This is a genomic window from Arthrobacter sp. B0316-1-20, from assembly GCF_059091865.1.
The window spans coordinates 282,304-308,120 of record NZ_JBNHHC010000006.1 but is presented as its reverse complement, the minus strand read 5'-3'; the positions used below and the strand labels follow the sequence as shown (position 1 = coordinate 308,120).

General features: G+C 69.1%; 28 protein-coding genes. 10 read left to right on the top strand and 18 right to left on the bottom strand.

Annotated features, from left to right (window positions below; genetic code table 11):
* Nucleotides 1-58: 58 nt before the first annotated feature.
* The 4 genes from paaK to AC5RW2_RS12790 all read left to right on the top strand — a co-directional run bounded on the left by paaK (nt 59) and on the right by AC5RW2_RS12790 (nt 3,705).
* Entirely contained in the window at nt 59-1,396 is a 1,338-nt protein-coding gene (gene paaK, locus AC5RW2_RS12805) for a phenylacetate--CoA ligase PaaK (RefSeq protein ID WP_494000613.1), read from the top strand.
* An 86-nt stretch (nt 1,397-1,482) separates the two neighbouring features.
* Entirely contained in the window at nt 1,483-2,112 is a 630-nt protein-coding gene (locus tag AC5RW2_RS12800) for a TetR/AcrR family transcriptional regulator (RefSeq protein WP_494000614.1), read from the top strand.
* A gap of 166 nt (nt 2,113-2,278) precedes the next feature.
* Nucleotides 2,279-2,953, top strand: a complete 675-nt coding sequence (locus AC5RW2_RS12795; protein WP_494074073.1) for a nicotinamide mononucleotide transporter — start codon at nt 2,279-2,281, stop codon at nt 2,951-2,953.
* A gap of 35 nt (nt 2,954-2,988) precedes the next feature.
* On the top strand, nt 2,989-3,705 hold the full coding sequence (locus tag AC5RW2_RS12790; RefSeq protein WP_494022407.1) for a nicotinamide mononucleotide transporter: 717 nt from the start codon (nt 2,989-2,991) through the stop codon (nt 3,703-3,705).
* Here the strand turns inward: AC5RW2_RS12790 and paaZ are convergent.
* From paaZ to AC5RW2_RS12760, 6 genes are all read right to left on the bottom strand, one after another.
* The gene (gene paaZ, locus AC5RW2_RS12785) at nt 3,686-5,755 is read right to left on the bottom strand and encodes a phenylacetic acid degradation bifunctional protein PaaZ (RefSeq protein ID WP_494000616.1); all 2,070 of its coding nucleotides are present in this window, start codon (nt 5,753-5,755) and stop codon (nt 3,686-3,688) included. The genes AC5RW2_RS12790 and paaZ overlap by 20 nt on opposite strands.
* A 160-nt stretch (nt 5,756-5,915) precedes the next feature.
* A complete protein-coding gene (locus AC5RW2_RS12780; RefSeq protein ID WP_494074033.1) occupies nt 5,916-6,623 on the bottom strand; it encodes a tyrosine-protein phosphatase in 708 nt (235 codons plus the stop codon).
* A 23-nt stretch (nt 6,624-6,646) separates the two neighbouring features.
* On the bottom strand, nt 6,647-7,510 hold the full coding sequence (locus AC5RW2_RS12775) for a 3-hydroxyacyl-CoA dehydrogenase family protein (RefSeq protein ID WP_494013005.1): 864 nt from the start codon (nt 7,508-7,510) through the stop codon (nt 6,647-6,649).
* Between the two features lie 5 nt (nt 7,511-7,515).
* Nucleotides 7,516-8,379 (bottom strand): enoyl-CoA hydratase/isomerase family protein, encoded by an 864-nt coding sequence (locus AC5RW2_RS12770; RefSeq protein ID WP_494012823.1) that lies wholly within the window; start codon nt 8,377-8,379, stop codon nt 7,516-7,518.
* Nucleotides 8,379-9,590: a thiolase family protein gene (locus AC5RW2_RS12765; RefSeq protein WP_494074032.1), complete on the bottom strand. Its 1,212-nt coding sequence runs from the start codon at nt 9,588-9,590 to the stop codon at nt 8,379-8,381. The genes AC5RW2_RS12770 and AC5RW2_RS12765 overlap by 1 nt, the downstream gene beginning before the upstream one ends.
* A gap of 172 nt (nt 9,591-9,762) precedes the next feature.
* On the bottom strand, nt 9,763-10,236 hold the full coding sequence (locus AC5RW2_RS12760) for an SRPBCC family protein (protein WP_494074031.1): 474 nt from the start codon (nt 10,234-10,236) through the stop codon (nt 9,763-9,765).
* Nucleotides 10,237-10,406: 170 nt separating this feature from the next.
* Between AC5RW2_RS12760 and AC5RW2_RS12755 the strand changes: the two genes are divergently transcribed.
* The 3 genes from AC5RW2_RS12755 to AC5RW2_RS12745 all read left to right on the top strand — a co-directional run bounded on the left by AC5RW2_RS12755 (nt 10,407) and on the right by AC5RW2_RS12745 (nt 13,529).
* Complete coding sequence (locus AC5RW2_RS12755) at nt 10,407-11,357, top strand: 1,4-dihydroxy-2-naphthoyl-CoA synthase (RefSeq protein WP_494023277.1); 951 nt, start codon at nt 10,407-10,409, stop codon at nt 11,355-11,357.
* A gap of 10 nt (nt 11,358-11,367) precedes the next feature.
* A complete protein-coding gene (locus tag AC5RW2_RS12750; protein WP_494022402.1) occupies nt 11,368-12,525 on the top strand; it encodes an AMP-binding protein in 1,158 nt (385 codons plus the stop codon).
* A 122-nt stretch (nt 12,526-12,647) separates the two neighbouring features.
* On the top strand, nt 12,648-13,529 hold the full coding sequence (locus AC5RW2_RS12745; protein WP_494000622.1) for a 1,4-dihydroxy-2-naphthoate polyprenyltransferase: 882 nt from the start codon (nt 12,648-12,650) through the stop codon (nt 13,527-13,529).
* A 46-nt stretch (nt 13,530-13,575) separates the two neighbouring features.
* Here AC5RW2_RS12745 and AC5RW2_RS12740 read toward each other — a convergent pair whose 3' ends face one another.
* Nucleotides 13,576-13,923: a DUF4229 domain-containing protein gene (locus AC5RW2_RS12740; protein ID WP_494074030.1), complete on the bottom strand. Its 348-nt coding sequence runs from the start codon at nt 13,921-13,923 to the stop codon at nt 13,576-13,578.
* A gap of 86 nt (nt 13,924-14,009) precedes the next feature.
* On the opposite strand from AC5RW2_RS12740, the gene AC5RW2_RS12735 reads away from it, so the two are divergent.
* The gene (locus tag AC5RW2_RS12735; protein WP_494012825.1) at nt 14,010-14,426 is read left to right on the top strand and encodes a PLD nuclease N-terminal domain-containing protein; all 417 of its coding nucleotides are present in this window, start codon (nt 14,010-14,012) and stop codon (nt 14,424-14,426) included.
* A 170-nt stretch (nt 14,427-14,596) separates the two neighbouring features.
* Here AC5RW2_RS12735 and ccsB read toward each other — a convergent pair whose 3' ends face one another.
* The 5 genes from ccsB to AC5RW2_RS12710 are packed head-to-tail and all read right to left on the bottom strand — an operon-like array spanning nt 14,597 to nt 19,537.
* Nucleotides 14,597-15,643 carry a c-type cytochrome biogenesis protein CcsB gene (ccsB, locus tag AC5RW2_RS12730; protein WP_494022400.1) on the bottom strand — a complete coding sequence of 349 codons (1,047 nt, stop codon included), beginning with the start codon at nt 15,641-15,643 and terminating at the stop codon, nt 14,597-14,599.
* Nucleotides 15,644-15,657: 14 nt separating this feature from the next.
* On the bottom strand, nt 15,658-17,415 hold the full coding sequence (gene resB, locus AC5RW2_RS12725; RefSeq protein WP_494074029.1) for a cytochrome c biogenesis protein ResB: 1,758 nt from the start codon (nt 17,413-17,415) through the stop codon (nt 15,658-15,660).
* Nucleotides 17,415-18,203 carry a cytochrome c biogenesis CcdA family protein gene (locus tag AC5RW2_RS12720; protein ID WP_494000626.1) on the bottom strand — a complete coding sequence of 263 codons (789 nt, stop codon included), beginning with the start codon at nt 18,201-18,203 and terminating at the stop codon, nt 17,415-17,417. Before AC5RW2_RS12720 ends, resB begins: the two co-directional genes overlap by 1 nt.
* Before the next feature lie 2 nt (nt 18,204-18,205).
* Nucleotides 18,206-18,820, bottom strand: a complete 615-nt coding sequence (locus AC5RW2_RS12715) for a TlpA family protein disulfide reductase (protein ID WP_494000627.1) — start codon at nt 18,818-18,820, stop codon at nt 18,206-18,208.
* Between the two features lie 54 nt (nt 18,821-18,874).
* On the bottom strand, nt 18,875-19,537 hold the full coding sequence (locus AC5RW2_RS12710; RefSeq protein WP_494012827.1) for a histidine phosphatase family protein: 663 nt from the start codon (nt 19,535-19,537) through the stop codon (nt 18,875-18,877).
* Between the two features lie 236 nt (nt 19,538-19,773).
* On the opposite strand from AC5RW2_RS12710, the gene AC5RW2_RS12705 reads away from it, so the two are divergent.
* Nucleotides 19,774-20,598: a hypothetical protein gene (locus AC5RW2_RS12705; protein WP_494000629.1), complete on the top strand. Its 825-nt coding sequence runs from the start codon at nt 19,774-19,776 to the stop codon at nt 20,596-20,598.
* 55 nt (nt 20,599-20,653) lie between these two features.
* On the opposite strand, the gene AC5RW2_RS12700 is transcribed toward AC5RW2_RS12705, so the two are convergent.
* Nucleotides 20,654-21,331, bottom strand: a complete 678-nt coding sequence (locus AC5RW2_RS12700; protein ID WP_494074028.1) for a redox-sensing transcriptional repressor Rex — start codon at nt 21,329-21,331, stop codon at nt 20,654-20,656.
* A gap of 166 nt (nt 21,332-21,497) precedes the next feature.
* Nucleotides 21,498-21,758: a glutaredoxin family protein gene (locus tag AC5RW2_RS12695; RefSeq protein ID WP_494022395.1), complete on the bottom strand. Its 261-nt coding sequence runs from the start codon at nt 21,756-21,758 to the stop codon at nt 21,498-21,500.
* Between the two features lie 65 nt (nt 21,759-21,823).
* Here AC5RW2_RS12695 and AC5RW2_RS12690 point away from each other — a divergent pair, with 65 nt between their 5' ends.
* Nucleotides 21,824-22,642 (top strand): HAD family hydrolase, encoded by an 819-nt coding sequence (locus AC5RW2_RS12690; RefSeq protein WP_494000632.1) that lies wholly within the window; start codon nt 21,824-21,826, stop codon nt 22,640-22,642.
* A gap of 99 nt (nt 22,643-22,741) precedes the next feature.
* Here AC5RW2_RS12690 and AC5RW2_RS12685 read toward each other — a convergent pair whose 3' ends face one another.
* The 4 genes from AC5RW2_RS12685 to AC5RW2_RS12670 all read right to left on the bottom strand — a co-directional run bounded on the left by AC5RW2_RS12685 (nt 22,742) and on the right by AC5RW2_RS12670 (nt 25,699).
* On the bottom strand, nt 22,742-22,840 hold the full coding sequence (locus AC5RW2_RS12685; protein ID WP_003792170.1) for a 30S ribosomal protein bS22: 99 nt from the start codon (nt 22,838-22,840) through the stop codon (nt 22,742-22,744).
* Nucleotides 22,841-22,999: 159 nt separating this feature from the next.
* Nucleotides 23,000-23,212: a helix-turn-helix domain-containing protein gene (locus AC5RW2_RS12680; RefSeq protein WP_493978048.1), complete on the bottom strand. Its 213-nt coding sequence runs from the start codon at nt 23,210-23,212 to the stop codon at nt 23,000-23,002.
* A 153-nt stretch (nt 23,213-23,365) separates the two neighbouring features.
* A complete protein-coding gene (locus tag AC5RW2_RS12675) occupies nt 23,366-24,520 on the bottom strand; it encodes a 3-deoxy-7-phosphoheptulonate synthase (protein ID WP_494074027.1) in 1,155 nt (384 codons plus the stop codon).
* Nucleotides 24,521-24,817: 297 nt separating this feature from the next.
* The gene (locus AC5RW2_RS12670; protein ID WP_494074026.1) at nt 24,818-25,699 is read right to left on the bottom strand and encodes an N-acetylglucosamine kinase; all 882 of its coding nucleotides are present in this window, start codon (nt 25,697-25,699) and stop codon (nt 24,818-24,820) included.
* Nucleotides 25,700-25,817 lie beyond the last annotated feature (118 nt).

Here is a 25,817-nt window from a genome sequence, read left to right as displayed (position 1 = left end):
GCGACGCCCCCAGCCTTCACCGACAGCACTGCCCGACCCGCATTAAAGGACCGTTCCCATGACGACCACCACCGGTACGAAAGCCCGCAAGACGACTCCCGCCGCCGAGGACACCCTCGACCCGGAGGAGCTGATGAGCCGGGACGAGCTGGAAGCCCTCCAGCTGAAGCGCCTGCAGCACACGGTCGCCTACGCCTATGAGCGCGTACCCATGTACAAGCAGAAGTTCGACGACGCCGGCGTCCGCCCGGAGGACCTCAAGGAACTGTCCGACCTGGCCAAGTTCCCCTACACGGACAAGGAAGACCTGCGCCGGTCCTACCCGTTCGGCATGTTTGCCGTGCCGCAGGAGGAGGTGGCCCGGATCCACGCCTCCTCGGGCACCACCGGCCGCGCCACCGTGGTGGGCTACACCCGCCGGGACATCCAGAACTGGGAGACGCTGTTCGCGCGCTCCATCCGCGCCTCCGGCGTCAAGAAGGGCTGGAAGGTCCACAATGCCTACGGCTACGGCCTGTTCACCGGCGGGCTCGGGGCACATTACGGCGCGGAGAAGCTCGGCTGCACCGTCATCCCCATGTCCGGCGGCCAGACCGAGAAGCAGATCCAGCTGATCCAGGACTTCGAACCGGACGCCATTCTCTGCACCCCCACCTACCTGCTCACCATCGTGGACGCGATGGAGCACGCCGGCGTCGATCCCGCGAAGACGTCGCTGAAGGTCGCCGTGCTCGGCGCCGAGCCGTGGACCGATGAGATGCGCCACGAGCTGGAGGGCAAGCTCGACATCGACGCCTGCGACATCTACGGCCTCTCCGAGGTCATGGGCCCCGGCGTCGCCGGCGAATGCGTGGACTACAAGGACGGCTCCACCATCTGGGAGGACCACTTCCGGCCGGAAATCATCGACCCGCTCACCGACCGGGTGCTGGGCGACGGCGAGTCCGGTGAGCTGGTGTTCACGTCGCTGACCAAGGAGGCCATGCCGGTGATCCGCTACCGCACGCACGACCTCACCCGGCTGCTGCCCGGCACCGGGCGGCCGAACATGCGCCGCATCGGCCGGATCACCGGGCGCTCGGACGACATGATCATCCTGCGCGGCGTGAACCTCTTCCCCACCCAGATCGAGGAGATCGCCCTGCGCATCCCCGGCCTGAGCCCGCACTTCCAGCTGGAGATCAGCCGGCCGCACCGGATGGACGAGCTCACCGTCAAGATCGAACGCCGCGAAGACTGCACCCCCGCCAAGGCAACCGAAGCGGCCCGGGAGCTGCAGCGCCAGATCAAGATCCACGTCGGCTCCAGCTGCAAGATCGTGGTTGCGGACCCCGGCACCCTCGCGCGGTCCAGCGGCAAGCTGCGCCGGGTCTACGACCTGCGCGACAACGCCTGACGGATGTGGGAACGGCGGGCGGCAGCAGGCCTGTGCAGGCGCCGCCCGCCGCATAACTGACCTAACGGTCGTGGGAGAATAGGACAATGGCGAAAACAAGGACCCAGGAGACCGCCCGCCGCGGCCGCCCGGGCTACGACCAGCAGTCGGTGCTGAACGTCGCCGTCGCCGTGTTCAACAAGCACGGCTACGAGGCAACCTCCATGGGCATCCTCGCCGAGAACCTGGGCATCTCCAAGAGCGCCATCTACCACCATGTTCCCTCCAAGGGCGACCTGCTGCGCCTGGCCCTGGATGAGGCCCTCGGCAGCCTGGAAGGCGTGCTCGAAAACCCGTCGGCTTCCGCCGGCCGGGCGGATGCGCGCCTGGAGTTCGTGCTCCGCGGCACCGTCCAGGTCCTGTGCGAAAAACTGCCCTACGTCACCCTGCTGCTGCGCCTGCGCGGCAACACCGAGATCGAACGCGACGCGCTGGACCGCCGGCGCGCGTTCGACCACAAGGTGGCGGACCTGGTGGACGCCGCCCGGGCCGAGGGCTCCCTGCGCGGGGACATCGACCCGAGGACCACGGCCAGGCTGCTCTTCGGCACGATCAACTCCATCGTCGAGTGGTACAAACCGGGCGGATCGCTGTCCCCGCAGAAGCTCGCCGACGACCTGATCGCCATGATGTTCGACGGCCTCCACCTGCCTGCCGCGGCCCGCGTCATCGCCTGACTCCTGGCGCAGCGCCGGCCCGCACCAACGCCTGACTCCCGGCGGCAGCGCCGGCCGCACCCTCGCGGATCCGCGGCCGCCCGACGGAGCCGGCGTACCTGCTGAATTCGCCGTCCTCCCCTGCTAGGCTGACCTCACCATTCGATGTTATGGGGACGTGATCGATATGGATGGGGAGTTCGGGTGGGTCTCGGCGCTCAGCATGGCGCTCACGATCGCCGCCATTGTCCTGTTCGCCTACCGCGTGCCGTGGGCCTGGTTGCTGCCGGTGGCCGCTACCGCCGTGCTGCTGGCCACCGGGATCCCCTACGGCCGGTTGAACACAAGCACCGTTTTTGTGCTGGCTGCTGCCCTCTACGGCCTGTGGAAGTGGACCCAGTACCGGCGGGAAGGCGTCCGTGTCCCGCTCCGCTCCGCCCACGGGCGTGAGTGGGGAATCGGCGCTGGGCTGTTGCTGCTGCTGTTCCTGCTCAACGGGTTCGCCGGCGTCACCCCGGTTGCCGAGATCGGCCCCCTGTACCTGTTTAACGCCCTGCTGGCCGCACTCCCGGCCGTCATGTACCTGGGCTTCGCCCACGGCATCCTGCAGTCGTGGTGGCTGGGCGTTGCGCTCTCGCTGTCCACCATGTTCCTCTCCGCCATCCGGGACGCACCGGTCTGGGTCTCGCTGTACGGCGCGATAGCGGCCGGCCTCCAGGTCTTTGGCTACCTGGGCTGGCAGGTGGCCTTGCGGCGGCCGGTGCGGAGCAAACACCGGTTGGCGCCGGTGCGACCGGGGCGTCCGGCCGCTCCCGGTCGTCCGGCCGCTCCCGGGCCTGGCCCGGCGGGACGGGCCGCATAACCAGCTAACGGGAGGGCGGCGGCATGGACTGGATCATGGCCTTGAAGGTTTTGGACGGCCCTGCCGGCGCGCTGGTTTCCGTGGGCTACCTGCAGGCGTCGGTGGGCCTGCTGACGGTCTTCCTGTTCGGCCTCCACTCCCGCTGGGCCTGGCCCGTGCTGCTGGTGCAGGAGGCCCTGGTCTTCCTGCTGCTGCTCACGCCGGCTTTCGACGGCGGCGGCGGGTTCTTCGTCGATGCCTCGATAGGCGTGGCGCTGCTGCTGCCCTGCTACGGCGCGTGGCGCTGGCGGTCCGCCGCCCCGCTCCTTGCGCCGGGTGCAGCCGGTCCGGCGGTGTGGGTGCAGCGGGCAACGGGCCGAACCTGGGCGGCCGCCGTGCTGGTCCTCATCGCCGCCACGGTCGTTTTCGTGGCCAGCGACATTCAGGCGGGCTTTCCCTTGGAGGGCGGCCTGCTGACCGTCCTCCTGCTCCAGGCGTTCTACGCGGCGGTGATGACGGTGGTGTATCTGGGGTTGGCGCACCGGATCTATGAGGCCTGGTGGCTGTGGCTGGCTTTTGCCGTGGTGCAGCTGGCCACCTCGCTGGTCTTTCCCAGCCAGCCGACGCCGCAGCTGCTGTACGGCGCCACCGTGCTGTTGGTGCTGTTCGCCTTCTGGCGTTGGCACACGGTGGTGTTCCTGCCCGTCCCCGGGGCCCGGGCCGCCGGGGACGCGGCAGGAGGAGGAGCTCCGGCTACTTCTCCACCAGTGTGAGCACGTCGTAGGTCGCGACGATCTCGTCGTTCTGGTTGGTCAGCACCGCGTCCCAGGCGACCTCGCCGTATTCGTCCGTCTCGCGCGGGGTGATGCGCTTGGCGGTGAGCGTCACCCGGATCGAGTCGCCGGCTGCCACCGGAGTGATGAAGCGCAGGTTCTCCAAGCCGTAGTTCGCCAGCACCGGTCCCGGTGCCGGCTCCACGAACAGCCCGGCACCCCAGGCGAGCAGCAGGTAACCGTGCGCCACAATGCCGGGGAAGAACGGGTTGGCGGCGGCGGCCTCCTGGTTGGTGTGGGCGTAGAAGGTGTCGCCGGTTTCGTTGGCGAACGCGGTGATGTCCTCCAGCGTGACCTGGCGGAGCTCCGAACGGATGGCGTCGCCGATCCGCAGTGTGGCCAGGTTCTTGCGGAACGGGTGCACGTCGTCGAAATACTGGTCGGCGCCGGTATGCCACACGCCGGTCACGGCGGTGAGCATGTTCGGCGAACCCTGGATGGCGGTGCGCTGCATGTGGTGCAGCACGGAGCGGATGCCGCCCAATTCCTCGCCGCCGCCGGCGCGGCCCGGTCCGCCGTGGACCAGGTGCGGCACGGGGGAACCGTGGCCGGTGGACGTCTTGGCGTCTTCGCGGTTGAGCACCAGCACGCGGCCGTGGTGGGCGGCGATCCCGGTAACCAGCACGCGGGCGGCCTCGGGGTCGTTGGTGGCGACGGTGGCCACCAGTGAACCGGAGCCCTTCGCGGCCAGCCGCACGGCGTCGTCCAGGTCCTCGTAGCCGATGACGGAGGAAACCGGGCCGAAAGCTTCCAGCGAATGCACGGCGTCGGCCTCGGCATCGGCCCAGGTCAGCAGCACCGGCGACATGAAGGCGCCCTCGGAGTCGCCCACGGTCCCGTCGGCGCGGGTGACCTGCGGCGAATCGAGCGTGCCGTAGGCGAGCTCGCCGCCGGCATCGATCATGGCCTGGACGGCTGCGCGGACGTCGTCAAGCTGCTCCACCGAGGCGAGCGCGCCCATGGTGACGCCTTCGGCCCTCGGGTCGCCGACGACGACGCGCTGTTCGATCCGGGCACGCACGGCGTCGGCGACGTCCTGCATGCGGTCCTTGGGGACGATGGCGCGGCGGATCGAGGTGCACTTCTGGCCCGCCTTGGCCGTCATTTCGGTGACCAGCGACTTGATGTACGCGTCGAACTCCGGGGTGCCCGGCACCGCGTCGGGCCCGAGGATCGCGGCGTTGAGCGAATCCGCCTCGGCGGTGAAACGGATGCCGCCCTGGGCCACGTTCGGGTGGGACTTCAGCAGGTTCGCGGTGTCGGCGGACCCGGTGAAGGCCACGGCGTCGCGGTAATCCAAATGATCCAGCAGGTCACGGGCAGAACCGGAAATCAGCTGGAGTGAACCGGCCGGCAGGATGTTGGACTCGATGATCAGCTTCACAGCGGCGGCGGCCACGTAACCGGTGGGAGTGGCCGGCTTGACGATGGTGGGCACGCCGGCGATGAAGGCCGGCGCGAACTTCTCGAGCATGCCCCATACCGGGAAGTTGAAGGCATTGATCTGCACGGCCACGCCGGGAATCCGGGTGTAGATGTGCTGGCCCATGAACGAGCCGTCCTTGGCCAGCACCTCTGCCGGGCCGTCCACCACGATTTGCGAGTTCGGCAGTTCGCGCCGCCCCTTGGACCCGAAGGTGAACAGCACCCCGATCCCGCCGTCGATGTCGATCATGTTGTCGATCTTGGTGGCGCCGGTGCGGTGCGAAACCTCATACAGCGCATCGCGCCGCGCGTTCAGGTACTGGGCCAGCTCCTTGAGCTTGAGCGCGCGCTGGTGGAAGGTCAGCCGGCCCAGCGAGGCCTGGCCGACGGTGCGGCCATGTTCGACGGCTGCGGCGAGGTCGAGGCCGTCCGTACTGACCCGGGCGAGCACGGCGCCGGTGCTGGCATCGCGGACCTCGGTGCCGGACACATCGCCCTCGGGGGTCCACCAGGCATCCTGGATGTAGCTGGGAACAATTTCGACATCAACGGCGGTAGAGGTCATCGTTGACAGCCCTTTCTTCGCCCGGCCCCGGTGCTGGCGCAGGATGGGGCGGGACATAAAATACTGAACGGTCGGTCGGTAACGTATCCAGCCTACATGACAGCCGCAGCCGGCACAGCCCCCTTTTCGGTGACCGCATGGCGCCCGCCCGCCGAAGGATTCAGGCGAGCCGGCGCCGGAGCGCGTCGACGTCGGCGGGCGTCAGGCCATGGCGCAGCAGGAACGGCTCCACCTCCAGCTGGGCCAAGACCTGCAGCAGGGACCCGCGCATCTCCGCCACCCGGGCCTCCAGCTCGTCGCCGCCAACGTACCGCTCCACCGGATGCGGGTAGGGGCTGACCCGGTGCCAGTCGTTGATGCCGCGGATGCCCAGCTCGTGTGCGTCGGCGATCCGCTCGGCCGGGACACCGGCGAGCTGCAGCAGCATCATGGAGACCATGCCCGTGCGGTCCCGCCCGGCGGAGCAATGGACGACGACGGCGCCCTCCGCGTGTGCCAGGGTGCGGAACACCTCGGCGATCAGGTGCGGGAAGACCCGCACGTTGTCCAGGTAGAAACGCGGGTGGTTCATGTACGGGGCGCTGTTGGCGAACTTCGCGTGCCCGGGCTCTTCGGTCGGCCGGTTGAGCACCGTGAATTTATCCAGCGCCCCGGCCGGCACCACCGGATCGGTCGGCCGGCGCGAGCGCTCGCCCGGGTTCCGCAGGTCCACGATGGTGCGCACGCCGTCGTCGTACGCCTGCTGCCAGCCCGCGGCGGTCAGCCATTCGGCGCGGCCCATGCGGAAGATGTCCCCCGCCACCCTGCGGGCGTTGACCGCGCCTTCCCAGGCGACAGCGCCGGCATCGCGGGGCTGTTCGGATGACATTGCAGCAGCCTACAGCCGCCCGGCTAGTCCTCCCAGTCGAAGAAACCCTTGCCGGACTTGCGGCCCAGCTCGCCGCGGGCCACCTTGTCGCGGAGGATCTGCGGCGGGGCAAACCGGTCCCCGAGCGTGGAATGGAGGTACTCGGCGATGCCGAGGCGCACATCCAGCCCCACGATGTCGGTGGTCTTGAGCGGGCCGACCGGGTGCTTGTAGCCCAGCACCATCGCGGCGTCGATGTCCGCCGCGGATGCGACGCCCTCTTCCACCATGCGCATGGCTTCCAGCGCGATGGCCACCCCCAGCCGCGAGGAGGCGAACCCCGGCGCGTCGTTGACGACGACGGCGGTCTTCCTCAGTGCCTCGACCCAGCTCCTGGAGGCGGCGGCGAGCTCTTCCGACGTCTTCGGGGCCAGCACCACTTCGACCAGCTGCGAGGCCGGAACCGGGTTGAAGAAGTGCAGGCCGCAGAAGTTCGCCGGGCGCTGCAACTGGTCGGCCAGCTTGGCGATGGACAGCGAGGACGTGTTCGTCGCCAGCCAGGCCGTCGGGGACAGCTGGGCCTCGACGGCCTTCAGCGCGGTGGCCTTCAGCTCGAAGTCCTCCGGCACCGCTTCCACGACCAGCCCGCACGCGGCGAACGAGCCGTAGTCGACGGAGACCGACAGCCGGGACTTGAGCGCGTCCAGGGGTTCGGTGGCCGTGCCGCGCTCCACGCTCTTGGCCAAGGCCCCCGTCACGCGCTCGCGGGCCGCCTCGGCGGCGGCCTCGTCGCGTTCCACCACGACGACGTCGGCTCCCGCCGTCAGGAACGCGTGGGCGATGCCGGCGCCCATGCGCCCGCCGCCGAGGACACCGACGTTGTTGGGAATAGTCTGCACAGAATTCATCTCGCTCACTTCGATCCTTGCTGCTCTGCGGCGCCAGGGCTTCGGACGGCGTCCCCGTCCGGGGCGGCGGCAGCCGTCTTGACCGCACTGCGGGCTGCGCTCTTGGCCGCGCTCTTGTCTAGGAAGGCCTGCATCCGGTCGAACTTGGCCTGCGACTCGAACAGGATGCCCTGGGCGATGGTGTCGATCATCGGGTGCGCCTCGCGCGGGGTATGGAACACCGACTTGGTGATGCGCACGGCCAGCGGATCCTGCTTGCCGATCCGGTCGGCCAGCGCATGCGCGGCGTCGAGGAGCGCGGCCGGCTCGTGGATCTCGGTGACGAGGCGGGCCGCCAGCGCTTCTTCGGCGTCCAGGATGCGGCCGGCCAACAGGATCTCCTTGGCCAGCGGCTCGCCCACCAGTTCCTTCAGGCGCCAGGTGGCCCCCGCCGCGGCCATGATGCCCAGGCCGACCTCGGGCTGCCCGATCTTCACGGAAGGCGTGGCGATGCGGAAGTCGGCGGCGTAGGCCAGTTCCGCTCCCCCGCCCAGTGCGAACCCGTCGAGGGCCGCGATGACCGGCATCGGCAGCTGGGCAATGCGGTGGAATACCGTGGAATTGATTCCGGCCAAGGCGTCATCACGACGGCGTTCGCGCAGCTGGGAGATGTCCGCACCGGAGGCGAATATTCCCTTGCCGTTGACCTCGGTGCCGGACAGGATGAGAATCCTCGGCGCCCGTTCCAGGACGGCGCAGACGGCATGCAGTTCGTCCACCATGGCCTGGTCGATGGCGTTGCGGACCTCCGGGCGGTTCAGTGCGAGGTGGACGCGGTCCTCCCGCTCGTCCAGCCGCAGCGTGCTGAAGGAGTAGTCGTCGAAGAGCATCAGACCCGCTCAACGATCATGGAGGTGCCCTGGCCGACGCCCACGCACATGGTGGCCAGGCCGCGCTGTGCGCCTTCGCGCTCCATCCGGCCCAGCAGGGTGACCACCAGGCGCGACCCGCTGGAACCGAGCGGGTGGCCCAAGGCGATGGCGCCGCCGTCGTTGTTCACGATCGACTGGTCCAGCTTCAGGTCGTGCAGCACCGCGAGCGACTGGGTGGCGAAGGCCTCGTTGAGCTCCACGGCGCCGAGGTCGTCGATGCTCCAGCCGGCGCGGTCCAGCACCTTGCGGGTGGCCGGCACCGGCCCGATGCCCATGATCTCCGGTGCGACGCCGGCCGAGGCACCGTCGACGATGCGGGCCCGAGGGATCAGGCCGAACTTCTTGACGGCGGCCTCGGAGGCGACCACGATGGCCGAGGCGCCGTCGTTGAGCGAACTTGAGTTGCCGGCGGTCACCACGCCGTCCGCGCGGTTGATGGGCTTCAGGCCGGCCAGGACCTCGAGTGTGGTGCCGGGGCGGGGTCCCTCGTCGGTGTCGACGACGGTGTCGCCCTTGCGCCCCTTGACCGTCACCGGGACGATTTCTTCCTTGAGCCGGCCGCCTTCGATGGCGGCGATGGCCCGCTGGTGGGACTGCACGGCGAAGGCGTCGGCGTCCTCGCGGGAAATGCCGTAGACGTCGGCGACTTCCTCGGCGGTTTCAGGCATGGAATAGGTCATCTTGCCGTCGCGGCTGAGGTCGCCGCTGGCGAAGCGCTTGTTGACGAAGCGCCAGCCGATGGAGGTATCGAAGATCTCGCCCGGCTTGGCGAAGGCCTTGCCCGGCTTCTCCTGCACCCAGGGTGCGCGGCTCATCGATTCGACGCCGCCCGCGATGACGATGTCCGCGGCGCCGGCCTTGATCATGTGCGACGCCTGGATGATGGCGCTCAGGCCGGAGGCGCACAGCCGGTTAACGGTGATGCCGGGAACGTGGTCGCCGTAGCCCGCCAGCAGCCAGGCCATGCGGGCCACGTTGCGGTTTTCCTCGCCCGCCCCGTTGGCGTTGCCGAGGATGACCTCCTCGACGGCATCCGGATCGATGCCTGCCCGGACCACGGCTTCCTTGACGACCAGCGCCGCCAGGTCGTCGGGACGGACCGCCGAGAGCGCCCCTCCGTAGCGGCCAACCGGGGTCCGCGCCCCGCCAATCAGGAATGCCTCAGCCATAGAAATAATCCCTCGCGCTTGATCGTTCAACGGTGACGATGAGCGGTCGCTTCGGCTGCCGCAGGCGACTGAAATTACCGACCGACCGTTCTATAAAGAATCCCACGCGGCCGGGGAGGGGTCAACTGCCGTGACGCAGAAGGTCCGAGGCAGCGCCCGGAACCCGGCCGGCTCAACCGGCGGTTTCGTCCCTGCCCTCGGCCTTGGCGGCGATCTCTTCCAGGTCCTTGGCCATCTGCTTGCCCGCCACGCGCAATCCCAGCTTTCCGAAGAGCGCCATCATCAGCCTCGAGAGCGTTCCCGGTTTCTCCAGCTCGGCCCCGAAGAACATGGCCAGCCGGGTGCCGCCGTCCACGCGAGCGAGCGTGAACCTCGTGGTGTAGTCGGCGCCGTTCGATGCCGCCTTGACCGTCGTCGACGCCGGCGCGTCGACGTCCGCCACCCACATCTCCTCCGTGGCTTCCTTGCCCATCATCTTTCGGGTTTCGCGCCACCGGAAGCCCTCGGCGTAGTCGCCGGGCGTCAGGATCTCGACCCGCGTCACGGAGCTCAGCGTCCGGGCGGAGCCGGGGATGTCGGTGATCACGCGCCACACGGCGTCGACCGGTGCGTTGACGTGCCGGACTATTTCAAGGTGATGGCCCACGGTCGCTCTTTCGGAAGGAGTCAGGTTTCGAACAGCCTAGTGGAGGGGCTGCTCCCGGCGCAGCCGCGGAACGGCAACGATAAACTCGAAGGGTGACTTCCGAGAGCCCCGCCCCAGCCAGTACCGCCAACACTACCGCCGGCCACGCCGGAGTCCCGGCGCAGCCTGCCCTGCCGGAGAAGGTTTCCGACCTCTTCGACCCGGCGCGGTGGCGCGTGGTGGAAGGCTTCGACTTCCAGGACATGACCTACCACCGCCAGGTGGAGCGCGACGCAAGCGGCAACGTGGTGCGCGACCTGCCGGCGGTGCGCATCGCCTTTAACCGGCCGGAAGTGCGCAACGCCTTCCGGCCCGGCACCGTGGACGAGCTGTACCGCGCCATGGACCACGCCCGGATGACGCCCGACGTGGCCACCGTGCTGCTCACCGGCAACGGCCCCTCGCCCAAGGACGGCGGCCACTCGTTCTGCTCCGGCGGCGACCAGCGCATCCGCGGCCGCGACGGTTACCGGTACCCGGTGGAAAACGCGGCCGGCGAGTCGGCCGAATTCATCGACCCGGCCCGCGCCGGCCGGCTGCACATTCTGGAAGTCCAGCGGTTGATGCGGACCATGCCTAAGGTGGTCATCGCCGTCGTCAACGGCTGGGCCGCCGGCGGCGGACATTCCCTGCACGTGGTGTCCGACCTGACCATCGCCTCCCGGCAGCACGGCAAGTTCAAGCAGACCGACGCCACGGTCGGCAGCTTCGACGCCGGCTACGGCTCGGCACTGCTGGCGCGGCAGATCGGCCAGAAGGCCGCCCGCGAGATCTTTTTCCTGGCCCGGGAGTACTCGGCCGAGGACATGGTCCGCATGGGCGCCGTCAACGAGGCGGTGGACCATGAGCGGCTCGAGGAGGTGGCGCTGGAATACGCGGCGGACATTGCCCGGCAGTCCCCGCAGGCCATCCGGATGCTGAAGTTCGCGTTCAACCTGGCCGACGACGGACTGGCCGGCCAGCAGGTCTTCGCCGGTGAAGCCACCCGCCTGGCGTACATGACGGACGAGGCCGTCGAAGGCAAGGAAGCTTTCCTGGCCAAGCGCGACCCCGACTGGTCGTCGTTCCCCTACTACTTCTAGGGCGGGCGGCATGGACATCGAGCCGGCACTGGCAGCGCTGACCGCGGCGCTGGGCGGCGAGGGCCCCACCGTCGAACTCGCCCCGGACGGCACCCCGGTGCCGGTGTCCTCGCCCGGACTGGTTCCCGGGACCGCCGCGGTCGTGCGGACCTCGGGGTCCACCGGCACGCCCAAGGCCACCATGCTGGGGATCGACGCGCTGGCCGCGTCGTCGATGGGCACCGCCCTGCGGCTGGGCGGCGAGGGGCAGTGGCTGCTGACGCTGGCGCCGAACTACGTGGCCGGCCTCCAGGTTCTGGTCCGCTCCCTCTACGCCGGCACCCGGCCCCGGGCGATGGACCTGTCCGGCGGGTTCACCGCCCGCGCGTTCACCGACGCGGCAGCCGCCCTGACCGACCGGTTCCGGATCACCTCGCTGGTGCCCACCCAGCTGCACCGGCTGCTCGCCGCGGCGGAGCCCGAAACGCTCAAGGCGCTGCGCCGGTTCGATGCCATCCTGCTCGGCGGCGCCCGGATGCCGGAGGCGCTGCGGGCGGAGGCGGCCAAACAGTCGCTGAAGATCGTGCGCACCTACGGCATGAGCGAGACCTGCGGCGGCTGCGTGTACGACGGCGTCCCGCTCCAGGGAGTCACCCTCCGGCTGGAGCGAGGCAGGGTCCTGATCGGCGGCGACGTGGTTGCCGGGGGCTACCTGGACAATCCGCAGCTGACCGACGCCCATTTCAGCGCGTCCGGCGGCACGCGCTGGTTCCGCACCGAGGACCTCGGCGAGACGGACGACGCCGGCGCGCTGACCGTCATCGGGCGCGCGGACGACGTGCTGATCACCGGCGGCGTCAAGGTGTCCGCGGCGGCCGTCGCCGAGGCGATCGAGGGGCTGCCGGGCGTCCAGGCCGCACTGGTGGCGGGGATTGACGATCCCGAGTGGGGCACCAGAGTCTGCGCCGCCGTCGTGGGCTCCGCCGCGGAAGCGGACATCGAGGCCCGGGTGCGCCGGGCGCTGGGCGCCCCCGCCGTCCCGCGCCACCTGGTGCGCCTCGAAGCGCTGCCGCTGCTGCCCAACGGCAAGCCGGACCGGCTGGCCGTGGCCGATCTCCTGCGCCGTGCGGCGGCGGAGGCCGCCGGCCACGACCGCGGCTCGCGTGGCGGGAAACCGCCGTCGCCGTGACATCGGCCACTCCTGCGGCGACGGCTGCACCGGCCTTCCGCTTCCATGGGCGAGAATAGACCGGTGCTGCGGCTGCCCGCAGCCAACGATGCATGAACCCCCACAGGTAAGGACTCTCCACAGTGGCTACAGCCGGGCAATGGTTCGAAGGGGCACGGCCCCGCACCCTCCCGATGGCGGTCGCTCCGGTGATCATCGGCAGCGCGGCCGCCTACGACCTGGGTTCCTTCCGGCCGCTGCATGCCCTCCTCGCGGCGCTCATCGCTGTCCTGTTTCAGGTGGGCGTGAACTACGCGAACGACTATTCGGACGGCGTCCGCGGCACCGATGACGTGCGGGTGGGCCCGCTGCGGTTGACCGGGTCCGGGCTGGCCAAGCCGAAAGCGGTGAAGGCCGCCGCGTTCGCCAGCTTTGGGCTGGCCATGGTGGCCGGGCTCGCCCTGATCATCCTGTCGCAGACCTGGCCGCTGCTGCTGGTGGGCGTCGGCTGCGTGATTGCCGCCTGGGGATACACCGGCGGCAACAACCCCTACGGCTACCGGGGGCTGGGCGAAGTGTACGTGTTCCTGTTCTTCGGCATTGTGGCCACCATGGGGACCACCTACACGCAGGCCCTGCAGGTCAGCTGGCCGTCCTTCCTCGGCGCGGTCGGGACCGGCCTGATCGCCACGGCACTGCTGATGGCCAACAACGTCCGCGACATCCCGACGGACCGCGAGGTGGGGAAACTGACGCTGGCCGTCCGGATGGGCGACGAGGCGGCGCGCGTCAGCTACGTCATGATGCTCGCGGTGGCGCTCCTGCTGCCGCTCATCATGGTCTACGACTTCCCGTGGATCCTGCTGGTGCTGCTGCTGGTGCCGGCGTGCCTGACGCCGAGCTGGCTGATGCTCAAGGGCAAAAAGCGCGAAAGCCTCATCCCGGTACTCAAGCAGACCGGGATGATCAACCTCGGGTTCGCCACCGCCTTCGCGCTCGGCGTGGTGCTGAGCCGGCTGTCGTAGCCGCCTCCCGGCCGGTAGCCGCGGCGGCGGCTCGCCCGAAGCCGGGTCAGCCCCGGTCCACGGGCCGGGTGCCGTCCGGCTCCTGCCCGGAGTCCCGGGTCCTGCGGTAGGAATCCACGTTCAGTTCGCCGTGCTGATCGACGGCTGCGTCCTCGGCCAGCGCGTCCGAAATCTCCGTCGAGGTCCTCGGTGCCTTGGCGCCGGCGAAGAACCGGCGCGCCAGTGCCGCCCCCGCTTCGTCCCTCATCTTGCGGAAGAACAGGTACGTGATGCACCAGCCCATGATCGCTGCGGCGAGGGCCGAGTAGACGACACCCAGCCTCAAAAACAGGCAGATGACAAAGATGACGGCCATGATGCCGAGACGCAGGGCGCTGAATTTCCAAAAAGCCACGCCTCAAGTTTACGCTGCCCGCGAGATCGTCCGGCCGGTCCGAAGATTCATCAGCCCCCGGCTTAACGCTCACCTACAATTGACTCATGGTCCGTCTCTATGTCCTGCTCGCGGTACTGGCCCTCGCGGTGGTGATCTATGCCCTCATCGAGTGCATCCGGTCGCGGCCGCACGAGGTGCGCAGTATCTCAAAACCGGGATGGATCCTCACAATCATCCTGGTGCCCCTGATCGGAGCCCTGATGTGGTTCGTGTGGGGCCGCCCCAGGACGGGCGGCCGGCAGGCCCAGCAGGCTCCCCGCCCGGTGGCCCCGGACGATGACATCGCCTTCCTGCGCACGCTCGATGCGCAGCGCCGCGCCAAACAACGTGAAGAGGAACTGAACCGCAAGGAGCAGGAGCTCAAGAAGCGCGAGGACCCCAAGCACGGCGGCGAGGACAAGCCCGCGGCCCATGACGACCGCCAGTTGAGCGAAGACGACCCGGAGAACGGCCCCCGCTAGGCGCCCGCTGACCTGACGCCGGCGTCCGGCTCCCGCAGGTCCCCGCAGGTCCCCGGACCGGCAGAAGGCCCGCCGCCCCGATGGGGCTGCGGGCCTTCTGTTGATTCGGAGGCTGCGGTCCTTTGTCTTGATTCGGGGCCGCGGCCTTCGGCCGATGCCGGCGGCTTGTCCTAGACCCCGGCGTAGCTGTGCAGGCCGGCGAAGAAGACGTTCACGATCGTGAAGTTGAAGACCACGCACAGGTAACCGACGATGGACAGCCAGGCGGCGCGGGTGCCGGTCCAGCCGCGGGTGGCGCGGGCGTGCAGGTAGCCGGCGTAGACCACCCAGATGACGAAGGTCCACACTTCCTTGGTGTCCCACCCCCAGTAACGGCCCCAGGCCTGTTCGGCCCAGATCGCGCCGAGCACCAGCGTGAAGGTCCAGAACACGAAGCCGACGGCGTTGAGCCGGTAGGCGGCGTTCTCCAGTGTCAGTGCCGAGGGAGCCAGCCGCATGAAGGCCAGCTTGTCCGCCTTGCCGGCGCGGCCGCGGGCCTCGCGTTTCGCTTGCACGAGCTGCAGCACGGACATGGCGAACGTCAACGTGAACAGCGCCGAGGCGAGCACGGCGACCGAGACGTGGATGATCAGCCAGTAGCTCTGCAGGGCGGGCACGAGGTGGGCCACCGGCGTCGGGAACCCGATGGACGCGGCAATCAGCATGACGACTACAAGGCCGATCACGAACGAGCCGAGGAAGCGAAGGTCCTTGCGGGTCAGCGCAATCAGGTAGACCACTGCCACCATCAGCGCCCCCGTGGTGCAGAACTCGTACATGTTGCCCCACGGCACGCGGTGGGCGGCCAGGCCCCGGGCCACCACGCCGGCGGCCAGGATGACGGTAGCCAGCACGCTCAGGGCCACGCCGATCCGGGCGGCGGCACGCCGTTCCTTGCCGTAGTTCATCGAGTCCGCGGCCATCTCGACGCCGGCCCCGGCGCCCGCGCCGGCCGCCCTCGCGCCTGCAGCTGTCGACGCCGCACCGGCGGCGCCGACGAGCACGCCCTGCTCGGCCGCGTCGTGCCCGGCGGCCAGCCGGTCTTCCACCGCCTTAATGGTCTTGCTGGATGTCACCAAATCCCAGCAAAAGGCGATGAAGGCGACGGTGAAGGCCATCGCACCGAGCAGGATGAACAGCTCGCTGTACTGGGCCATGGTCTGGTCAATCGTGGGCATGGGAAGAGATGTCCTTAGTGGTTGTCAACGCCGGCGGCGCTCTTGCTATTGTGCGCCCCGGGGGCGGCATCCGTCAGCCACTGGGTGCGGAAGAGTTTGCTGAGGGCGGCCGCTTCCGGGGCCAGCCGGTGGTCCTCGCCGCGGGCCAGCAGGCCCCATTCGACCATGGTGCGGCCGTCCTCGTGGGTGCCGGCCCGCACCCAGACGCGGCGGCGGCCGATGAACAGGGAGGCGCCCAGGCCGGCCAGGGCCAGCGAGGAAAACACGAGGGCACCGACCTTGCCGGGATCATGGTGGATGTCCAGCGCTGCATAGCGGACGAGGCCGTCGAACGTGACGCTGCCCATCCCGTTGGGCAGTTCCGCGGTTTCGTAGGCGGCGAGTTCGATGCCCCCGTCCTCCTGGTTGCGGTCGTTGAGGACGGTCAGCTCGGTCGTGTCCAGGACGTAGACGTTCTTAGGGTCGCCGTTGTCCAGGCCCAGGTCCCCGTAGTAGGAGTTCAGGTACAACCGGGGATTCATGGGATCGGGGTCGCTGCCGTAGGCCACCCCGTCTTCGCCCTCCATCGCGGTCGGCAGGAAGAACCCCACGAAGCCCAGCTGTTCCGGCTGCGCGTCCGGCGCCTTGATCACCAGCGTGGAGGTGTAGGCGCCGTCGTTCGGGATGGCGATGACGGGACCCTGGTGGGCGATGTTGCCCTCGCCGTCCCGGATGGTCACGACCGGCGCGTAGCCGTTGCCCATGAGGTACACGTTCGTTCCGCCGAGTGTCAGCGGGTGGTTTATTTTCAGCACCTGCTGCTCCTCGGGCGCCCCTGGCTCGGCGCGCACGGTCAGGGTGGCGGTGAAGTCGAGCGGCTGGCCGTAGTGGGTCGGTGATTCCCGGTCGAAGACCACATCGAACTCGTCGAGGCGCATGGAGAACGGCTCCAGCCGGTCCTCGGTGAACCCGGTTCCCGGATTGAAGCTGTCGTAGCCGATGAGCGAATTCACGAACGTTTCGCCCTCGACCAGGATCCGCTGGCCCGTGTAGCCGAACTGCCCGCCGATGGCGACGGACACCAGCACGCCGATCAGCGAGGTATGGAAGACCAGGTTGCCGATCTCCTTGGTGAAGCCGCGCTCCGCTCCGACGGAGGGCCGGTCGGTGTCCGCGTCGCGCACATCCACCCGGTACCCGCGGCGCTTCAGCAAGCGGGCGGCGTCCTCGACGGCGGAGCGGGCGGAAACGCCGGCGTCGGCGGGGACCGCCATGGACCCGTACTCGGGCAGCCGGGACAACCGGCGGGGAGTCCTGGGCGGCTGCGACCGCATGGCCTTGTAGTGCTGGATCGCGCGCGGGATGACGCAGCCGATCAGCGACAGGAAGAGCAGCAGGTAGATGGCGGAGAACCACACCGAGGAGTAGACGTCGAAGAGCTGGAAGCGGTCCAGCCACGGCCCGACCGCGGGGTTGTCCGCAATGTACTGGGTCACGACGGCGGGGTTGGCGGGGCGCTGCGGGAACAGCGAGCCGGGCACCGCGGCCACGGCCAGCAGCAGCAGCAGGAACAGCGCGGTGCGCATGCTCGTCAGCTGGGTCCAGGCCCAGCGCAGCATGCCGGCGAGACCCAGTGCGGGGACGGCAACGTCGTCCCGGCCGCGGTTGCGTTTCCGTTCGTCGGCGGGCCGGCGGTCCTTCACGGTCCGGCCGCCGCGATCCGTCCCCGGTCCGGCCGCTGCTTGGGCACCGGCTTGGTCGTGGCGTCCAGCGCCTTCGGGTGTCTGACTCATCAGATCGGGAGCCTCACTTCATTTGCAAACCAGTCCTGCAATTGCGTCACCCAGTCTCCCCATAACCCGCTGGCCATCAGCAGGCCCAAAACCACCAGCATGGCGCCGCCGGCCCGCTGCAGGAACAACCGGTGCCGGCGGAAGAACGCCATGGCGCCCATCCCCCGCCGCACGCCGAGCGCGATCAGCAGGAACGGAACCCCCAGTCCCAGGCAGTACACGAAGGCCAGGAACGCACCCTTGGCCGCATCCGCGCCTCCCGAGTAGGCCAGCGCCTGCACGGCCGAGAAGGTGGGGCCGATACAGGGCGCCCAGCCCAGCCCGAACGTCATGCCGAGGACCGGTGCCCCCCACAGCCCGGCCGGCGGCCGCGACTGGATCTTGCGGTCCCGCTGGAAGTAGGACAGCCCGCCCATGAAGATGATGCCCATGGCGACGACGACGACGCCCAGCACCTGGGTGACCCAGCCGGCTTCGCTTCCCTTCAACCAGGCTCCGAGCTGGCCGAAGATCGCCCCGATGATCACGAAGACGATGGAAAAGCCCAACACGAACAAGCCGATGCCGGCGAACATCCGGCCGCGGCGCTGGCGTTCAAGATCCACGCCGGTCAGGCCGGTGACATAGCCCAGGTAGCCGGGCACCAGCGGCAGCACGCACGGGGACAGGAAGGAGACCAGCCCGGCCAACATGGCCACGGGGATTGCCAGCAGCACGGAGCCGTTGAGCACCGTGTCGCCGAAGGCGCCGCCCACAGTCATCGGCAGCGCGGCCGTCGCCCACCCCATTGCTAGGCGGCCACTGCGTCTTTAATCAGGGCCCGGAGCGTGCCCTTGTCCGCCACGCCCAGGATCCGGGCGGCGACGCGGCCCTCCTTGTCCAGCACCAGCGTGGTGGGCACGGCCTGCGGGGGCACGTAGGCGGTCATCGCCAGCAGGACGTCGCCGTTCTTGTCCATGAAGCTGGGGTACGTCACCCCGAAGTTGCGCTCGAAGGCCTCTGCCGTGGGGCGCTCGTCCCGGATGTTGACGCCGTAGAACCGGGCGCCGTCGGCGAATTCCTCGCTCAGCGCCTGCAGGTCCGGAGCTTCCAGCCGGCAGGGCGCGCAGGAGGCGTACCAGAAGTTAAGGACCGTCACCTGGCCGGCCCAGTCGGCCGCATCGACGGTGGTGCCGTCAAAGAGCTTGGCGGTCAGCTGGACGGGTTCGCCGCGCGAGTCGGGCGCGTACTCGGTGACCGAGCCGTCGCCGGCGATGTAGTTCTTGTTGTCGCCGGCGTTGGCCTGCTGGGCCAACGGATCCTCGACGGAACAGGCGGCGAGCGACAGGGCGCCCAGCAGCCCCGCACCGACTTTGAACGCGGTACGGCGATTGAACGAACGGGGGTTATCGGCAGTCACAGTCACACTTTTCTTCGTGGGGTTGGGGGTGTCCCACTTCTACAACGCGTAGTAATTCTATTATGCTCCGGGCAGGTTCGCCGCACCGGGCAGGAGGTGGGCGCACGGCTCGGCGTAGCGCACCCCGGCGAGGCGGCCGCCGTCGAACTCCAGGGAAGTCACCGAGGCCAGCGTGCACTGGCGGCGGCGGGGATCATGCCAGAGCCGTTTGCCCTCGGCGGCCAGCCGGGTCACCCAGATGGGGAGCTGGTGGCTGACCAGGACCGCCTCGGCGCCCTCCCCGCCGCGTTCCACGGCTATCCGGCGGGCGTCGTCGATGGCCTCGCGCATCCGGGCGGCCTGCGCCGCGTACGGCTCCCCCCAGGACGGCCGGAAGGGATTGTAGAGGTGCGGCCAGTGCCGGGGCTGGTTCAGGTGCGAGCGGATGTCCGCCAGCCCCTCGAAGTGGTTCTCGGCTTCGATGATCCGCTCGTCGGTGACGATCTCGAGGCCAAGCGCCTTGGCGGTCGGGGCCGCGGTCTCCTGGGCCCGGTCCAACGGCGAGGCCACCAGGTAGCTGATCCTGGCGCCGTCGTCGCGGCGTTCGGAAAAGTAGCCCGCGGCACACTCGGCCATTTCCTGGCCCAGCGCGGACAGCCTGAAGCTCGGCAGCCTGCCGTAAAGCACGCGGTCGGGGTTGTGGACCTCGCCGTGGCGGAGCAGGTGGACGGTAGCTTCGGGCATGGGTACAAGTGTCTCAAACCGCCGGTGTTTGCCCAAAAGCCCCGCTGTCCGCCCGTGGGGGTGTAGTGTCTGGCCCCGCCGGCTGGCCGGGAAGAAAATCATCCTTCCGGCCGACCGTCGCGGCACTGGCCTGCATTGTAGTGTTGCCTTAACAGCTGCCAAGCACCTCTGCGGCCGGCGCGCAGGCCGGCCGCACCGAGGGCGACCCGTGTGGATGAGATGAAAAGGAACCGGCCATGAGCACCCCAGTAAACGAACCGAACCAGCCCGGTGACGGGGAGGGCCGGCCCGGAGGCCAGGAACAGCCCCGGTACGGGCAGAACCTGCCGCAATACGGCCAGAACGCGCCTCAGCAGCCCGGCTCGGAGCAGCCTCCCTACGGGCAAAACGCCCCGCAGTACGGACAGTACGGGCAGAACCCGCCGCAGTCCGGACCCCAGTATGGACAACAGTACGGGCAGCAGCCCTACGGCCAGGGCCAGCAGGGGCAGTCCCCGTACGGCCAGCAGTACGGGCAGTCCCCGTACGGCTACCAGAACGCCGTGCCCGGCCAGTACGGCTACCCCGGCGGGCAGGCGCAGACCGCCGCCAAACCCACGGCGCCGCGCGAGGTCGTCATTGCCTTCTGGTTGATCATTGCTGCCGCCGTGCTGACCGCCATTGAAATGCTGACGGAACTGGCGAATCTGGACGGCACCATGGCGATGGTGCTCAACGACCCGTCGGTCCGCGAAGCCCTGGGCGAGCAGGGCGGCCAGTTCTCCGACGCCGAGCTGGCGGAAATGATGAGCGGTACGGCAGGAGTGTTCATCGTCATCACCGCGGTGATCGCCGTCGGGCTGTACCTGATGGTGGCCTTCGGCGTGAAGGCGGGCAAGAACTGGGCCCGCATCACCGGGGCGGTGTTCGCCGCGCTCTCGCTGTTCGGACTCTTCAACATCTGGTTCGGCACCTTGTCCGTGCTGCTGGGCATCGCGGCGATCGTGCTGCTGTTCCTGCCGGCGTCGAACAGGTTCTTCCAGGCCACCAAGGCGCACAAGTTCGGCGTCTACGGCCGCTGACCGGGAGCGGGTTCCGGCCGCCTGACGGCCGGAACCCGGCGGGGCGCAGCAGTGTTCAGCCGTGCTCCGTCGTCTGCGCCCGTTGCGCGTGGTACGCCAGGATCTGCAGTTCGGTGGCCATGTCCACCTTGCGCAGCTGCACGGATGGCGGAACCTGCAGCACCGCCGGCGCGAAGCTGAGAATGCTCGTGACGCCGGCTTCGACGAGCCGGTCGCAGAGCCCCTGGGCCGCGCCGGCGGGCACGGCCAGGACCGCCATGTTGGTGCCGGTCTGGCGCAGGATAAGTTCCAAGTCACCGATCGGGCTGACGCGCATCCCGGAGACCTCCGACCCGATGACCTGCGGATCCGCGTCGAAGAGCGCCACGACTCCGAAGCCCTTGGTGGTGAATCCGGAGTAACCGGCCAGGGCCCGGCCCAGGTTGCCGATGCCGACAATCGCGACTTTCCAGTCCTGGGTGAGCCCCAGGGCCGCGGCAATCTCCTGGCCGACCAGCCGCACGTCGTAGCCCACGCCGCGGGTACCGAACGACCCGAGGTAGGAAAGGTCCTTGCGCAGGGTGGGCGGGCTCACGCCGGCGGCCTCGGCCAGTTGCTCGGACGATATGCGTTCCGTGCCCTCGGACACCAGCGAATTCAGGGCCCGGAGGTAGATGGTCAGGCGTGCGAGCGCGGCCGGCGGGATCTCGTGGCCGGATGGCTTGGCAGCCTCGGTATCCGGGAGGTGGGTCACTGTTGTCGCTCCGATGCCTGCTGCGGGGCTCCGGCCGTGCCGTTTCCAGCCGTTCCGGGTCCTGGGTGCCGCCGGCGGCTGTCCAACCGCAGGCTTGTGTCCCCCCAAGATTAAGCTCCCCCGCGCCGCTCTCCAACTCCTGTGACGCCGGCCGGGCCGCCCCGGACTACTGTGTGAGCAGCCGTCGCAGCCGGTCCGGATCGATGTGCCAGAAGTCCCGCTGGACGCCGTCGATCATGACCACGGGGATCTCCTCGGCGAAGCGCCGTTCGAGCTCGGGGTCCTCGAGGATGTTCTTCTCTTCCCAGGCGAGACCGAGCTCCCCCGCAACGCTCCCGACGGTCTCCCGTGCCGCCTGGCACAGATGGCAGCCGGGTTTGGTCAGCAGCACCAGTTCGTGCCCGGGGCGCGTGTCGGATCCAGTCATGCCTTCCACGGTAGCGGCCGGTGGCGCTGAACGGACAATCTCCGGCGCCTCGTTAGACTCGAAGCATGCCCAAGACCGCCGCCGGCCATGCACAGCGCGCCTCGGTCTCCACGGACCCGGGGACGGAAGCGGCATTTTTCGACGTCGACAACACCCTGATGCGCGGCGCCAGCCTGTTCCACGTGGCCCGCAAGATGTATCAGAGCGGCGCCTTCCGGATGCGCGACGCTGCCGGTTTCGGCTTCAAACAGGCCCGCTTCCTGATGCGGGGTGAGAACCTCAAGGACATCCAGTCGATCCGCGACACGGCACTGGCCCTTGCCACCGGCCTGCTGAGCGACGACGTCAAACAACTGGGCGACGAGGTCTACGACGAAGTCATCGCCTCCAAGATCTGGCCCGGGACCAGGGCCCTGGCGGACCAACACCTGCGGGTGGGCCGCAAGGTCTGGCTGGTCACGGCCACGCCGGTTGAAGTGGCCGCCGTCATCGCCGACCGGCTGGGCCTGACGGGCGCCCTGGGCACGGTGGGTGAAACCGAAGACGGCGCCTACACCGGACGACTCATCGGGGACATCCTGCACGGGCCGGCCAAGGCTATCGCGGTCGAGGAGTTGGCCATCCGCCAAGGCTTGGACCTGGCGCGCTGCTGGGCCTATAGCGACTCCTACAACGACGTCCCGCTGCTGACCCTGGTGGGCAACCCGGTGGCGATCAACCCGGACGCCAGGCTGCGCCGGCACGCCCGGGAGAACAACTGGCCGGTCTACGACTACAGGAGCGGCCGGCGGGCGGCCACCTTGGGCCTCAAGGCCGCCACCGGTGCCGGCGCGGTCTACGGTCTCTGGCGCGGGGTCAACAGATTCCGGCGACCGGCGGCGTAACGGCCGGACCCACGCCGGCGGGGATGAAAACCGGTTAACGGCACAAGGCCCGCCAGTTTCCTGGCGGGCCTTGGAAGAAAAGGGAACCGGTTGTCGGTCCTACTTCTTGTTGCGGCGCTGGTGACGGGTCTTGCGAAGCAGCTTACGGTGCTTCTTCTTGGCCATACGCTTGCGGCGCTTCTTGATAACTGAACCCACGAGTCCCTCATTCACTGATAGTTTCGTCAGCTGCCGGTGCCCGGCGGGGCACACGTCAACTCACGGTTTTCGACGATGACGTAAAACGTTCCTTAACAGGGTACCGCCTCCGCGCCCCCCGCTTTGACCGCCGGACGGCAGCCGGCCCACTCCGGAGCGTCAGGCCGTCCCGGTCTCCCGGTCGATCACGGCGCCACGCAGGTACTCCTCCACGGCCGATTCGGGCACCCGATAGGAACGTCCAAAGCGCACGGCGGGCATCTCGCCCGAATGCACCAAGCGGTAAACGGTCATCTTGGACACGCGCATGACCGCGGCCACTTCCGACACCGTCAAGAAGCGCACACTCGAGAAATTGTTCTCGTCAGCCATTACGCACTGTTCCTTTACTGTAAGCAACACCGGCGGCGTGCCGCCTTGCCCCGCCCCAACAACCGTCTTCCTAGATACTTTAGAGGCTGTTGTGGCAAAAGTGAAAGTGCACACTGTAGCTTAAGCATTTTAAGCAAGCACGGCCTTTTACCCTCAGGCCGCTTTCGTGGCGCGATTCCCCGCGGCCGAGGCCAGCTGGGCCAGCACATCCGCCGTGACGTCCCACTCCATGCAGGCATCCGTGACACTCTGCCCGTAAACCAACGCCGCTCCCCCGCCGTCCTGGGACACCTCCAGTTTCTGTGCCCCGCCCACCAGGAAGCTCTCCAGCATCAGGCCGGCGATGGCGCTGCCGCCAGCTTCGACCTGCGCGGCGATCTCCAGCGCCACCTCGGCTTGGCGGTGGTGGCTCTTGCCACTGTTGGCGTGGCTGGCGTCCACGATCAACCGCGGATTCAGGCCGGCTTCCGCCAGCGCCGCGGACGCCGCCGCCACCTCTTGGGCTCCGTAGTTCGGGCCGCTTGCGCCGCCGCGCAGGATCACGTGGGCGTCGGGGTTGCCGTTGGTGGAGACCAGCGCCGCCCGTCCCTCGCCGTCGATCCCCAGGAACACCTGTGCCGCGGCCGCTGCGTGGCAGGCGTCGAGCGCAACCTGCAGCCCGCCGTCCGTACCGTTCTTGAACCCCACCGGCATGGAGAGCCCCGAGACCAACTGGCGGTGGATCTGGCTTTCGGTGGTGCGCGCACCGATCGCTCCCCAGCTGACCAGGTCCGCCAGGTACTGCGGGCTGATCGGTTCCAGGAACTCCGTGGCCACCGGCAGGCCGAGCTCCGCCACCTCCAGCAGGAACGTCCGCGCCAGCCGCAGGCCGGCGGCGATGTCATGGGAGCCGTCCAGCCGCGGGTCGTTGATCAGCCCCTTCCAGCCCACCGTGGTCCGCGGCTTCTCGAAGTACGTGCGCATCACGATCAGCAGCTCTTCGCGGTGCTCACGTGCCACCTGCGCCAGGCGGCGCGCGTAGTCCAGGCCCGCCGCGGTGTCGTGGATCGAGCACGGTCCCACGATCACCAGGAGCCGGTCGTCCACCCCGTCCATGACCGCCCGGACGTCCTCCCGGCCGCGGGCGACGACGGCAGCCGCCTCGGCGGTCAAGGGCTGTTCCTGCAGCACCTCGCCCGGTGACGGCAGCGGGCTGAAGCCGCCCACCCGCAGGTTGTTCGTGCTGCGCGGCGAGGCCGGGTCGGCGGCCTCGACGCCGGCCGGCGTCGGCGCTTCGGTTTCCAAAAGCTGGTTGGCTGCTGAATTCATGGTCGGTGTCCCGTCTGTTGGCGGCGGGACTTCGCTACAGAACCCGCCGGAGAAATGGCGAAGGGCAGAGAATCATCTCTGCCCTGTTGGCTCTGAAGGTTGGTATGCGTAGGCGCTAAGCGGTTACGTCAGGCCCCTCCAGAGCCAACGCAAAATACGCATACCAACGAGTCGTCATACCCGGAACTGTACGCCCGATCCGCGGGGGAAGGAAAACGCGGGCCCGGGACATGACAGATTATGACGACGGCGGGGCGCCCGGTCCCTACAGCCGCAGGTGTGGGGCGCCGGCCGCGCTCAGGCCAGGCCGGCCAGCACATCGATGCCGAAGACCGGCTCCCGGTCCAGCGTGCGGAGGTCTGCGATCCCGTGCGATTCCAGTGCGGCGGCGAGCGAGCGTTGGAACCGCGGGACGTTCATGCCCAGCCCGCCGCCGAGCACCACCGGGCCGCCCATGCCCAGCCGCCGGGCGACCAGGGCAATCTGGCCGGCCAGGTCGGCGGCCGCGCGGTCGACGATCGCCTCCGCCGCCGGATCGGCGCCTTCGGCGGCGGCCACCACCAGGCGGGACTTGCCCGCCCAAAACCGCCGGTCGGTTTTCGCCGAGTGGAACAGCGCTATCAGCTCGGCCGGCTCCTGAAGCCCGCAGTCGTCCAGCAGCAGGTCCGTGAGCCGGTCCCGCCGCAGGCCCGCATCCAGGCGGGAGAGTGCGTGCCGGACGGCTTCCCGCCCCAGCCAGTAGCCGCTGCCCTCATCGCCCAACAGGTGCCCCCAGCCGCCGGCGCGGACCTCAAGCCCGGCCTCGTTGATGCCCCACACCGACGATCCGGTTCCTGCGACCACGCCGATCCCGGTGCGGAGGCGTCCGGCGGCGAGCACCAGGCGGGTGTCGTGGACAACATGGACGACCGCCCCGGGGGCCAGCAAGGCGATCAGGGCGCGCAGCGCCGCCGCGTCGCCCTCGGTGTCGATCCCGCCTGCCCCTGCATACACCGCCGTGATCCCGGGCGCGCCGAGCCGGCCGAAGACCTCGGCCAGGGCCGCGGCGGCCTGGGCGGGGCTGGCGTTCTGCACGTTGGCGCTGCCCGCCGTGGCTTCGGCGACCGGCAAGCCGTCGTCCAGCCGGATGCCGTGTGTCTTGCTGCCGCCGATGTCCAGCCCGATGAGTCTTTGCACCATGGGGTGAGCTTACTCGGGGCGTCCCGCCGCCGCGGAGGCCGGGCCGGTCCGTCAAGCCTGGCCGGACCCGCGGGATGACCCGTGCGCACCAGAACGAAACGGTGCCCGCCGTGGCGGG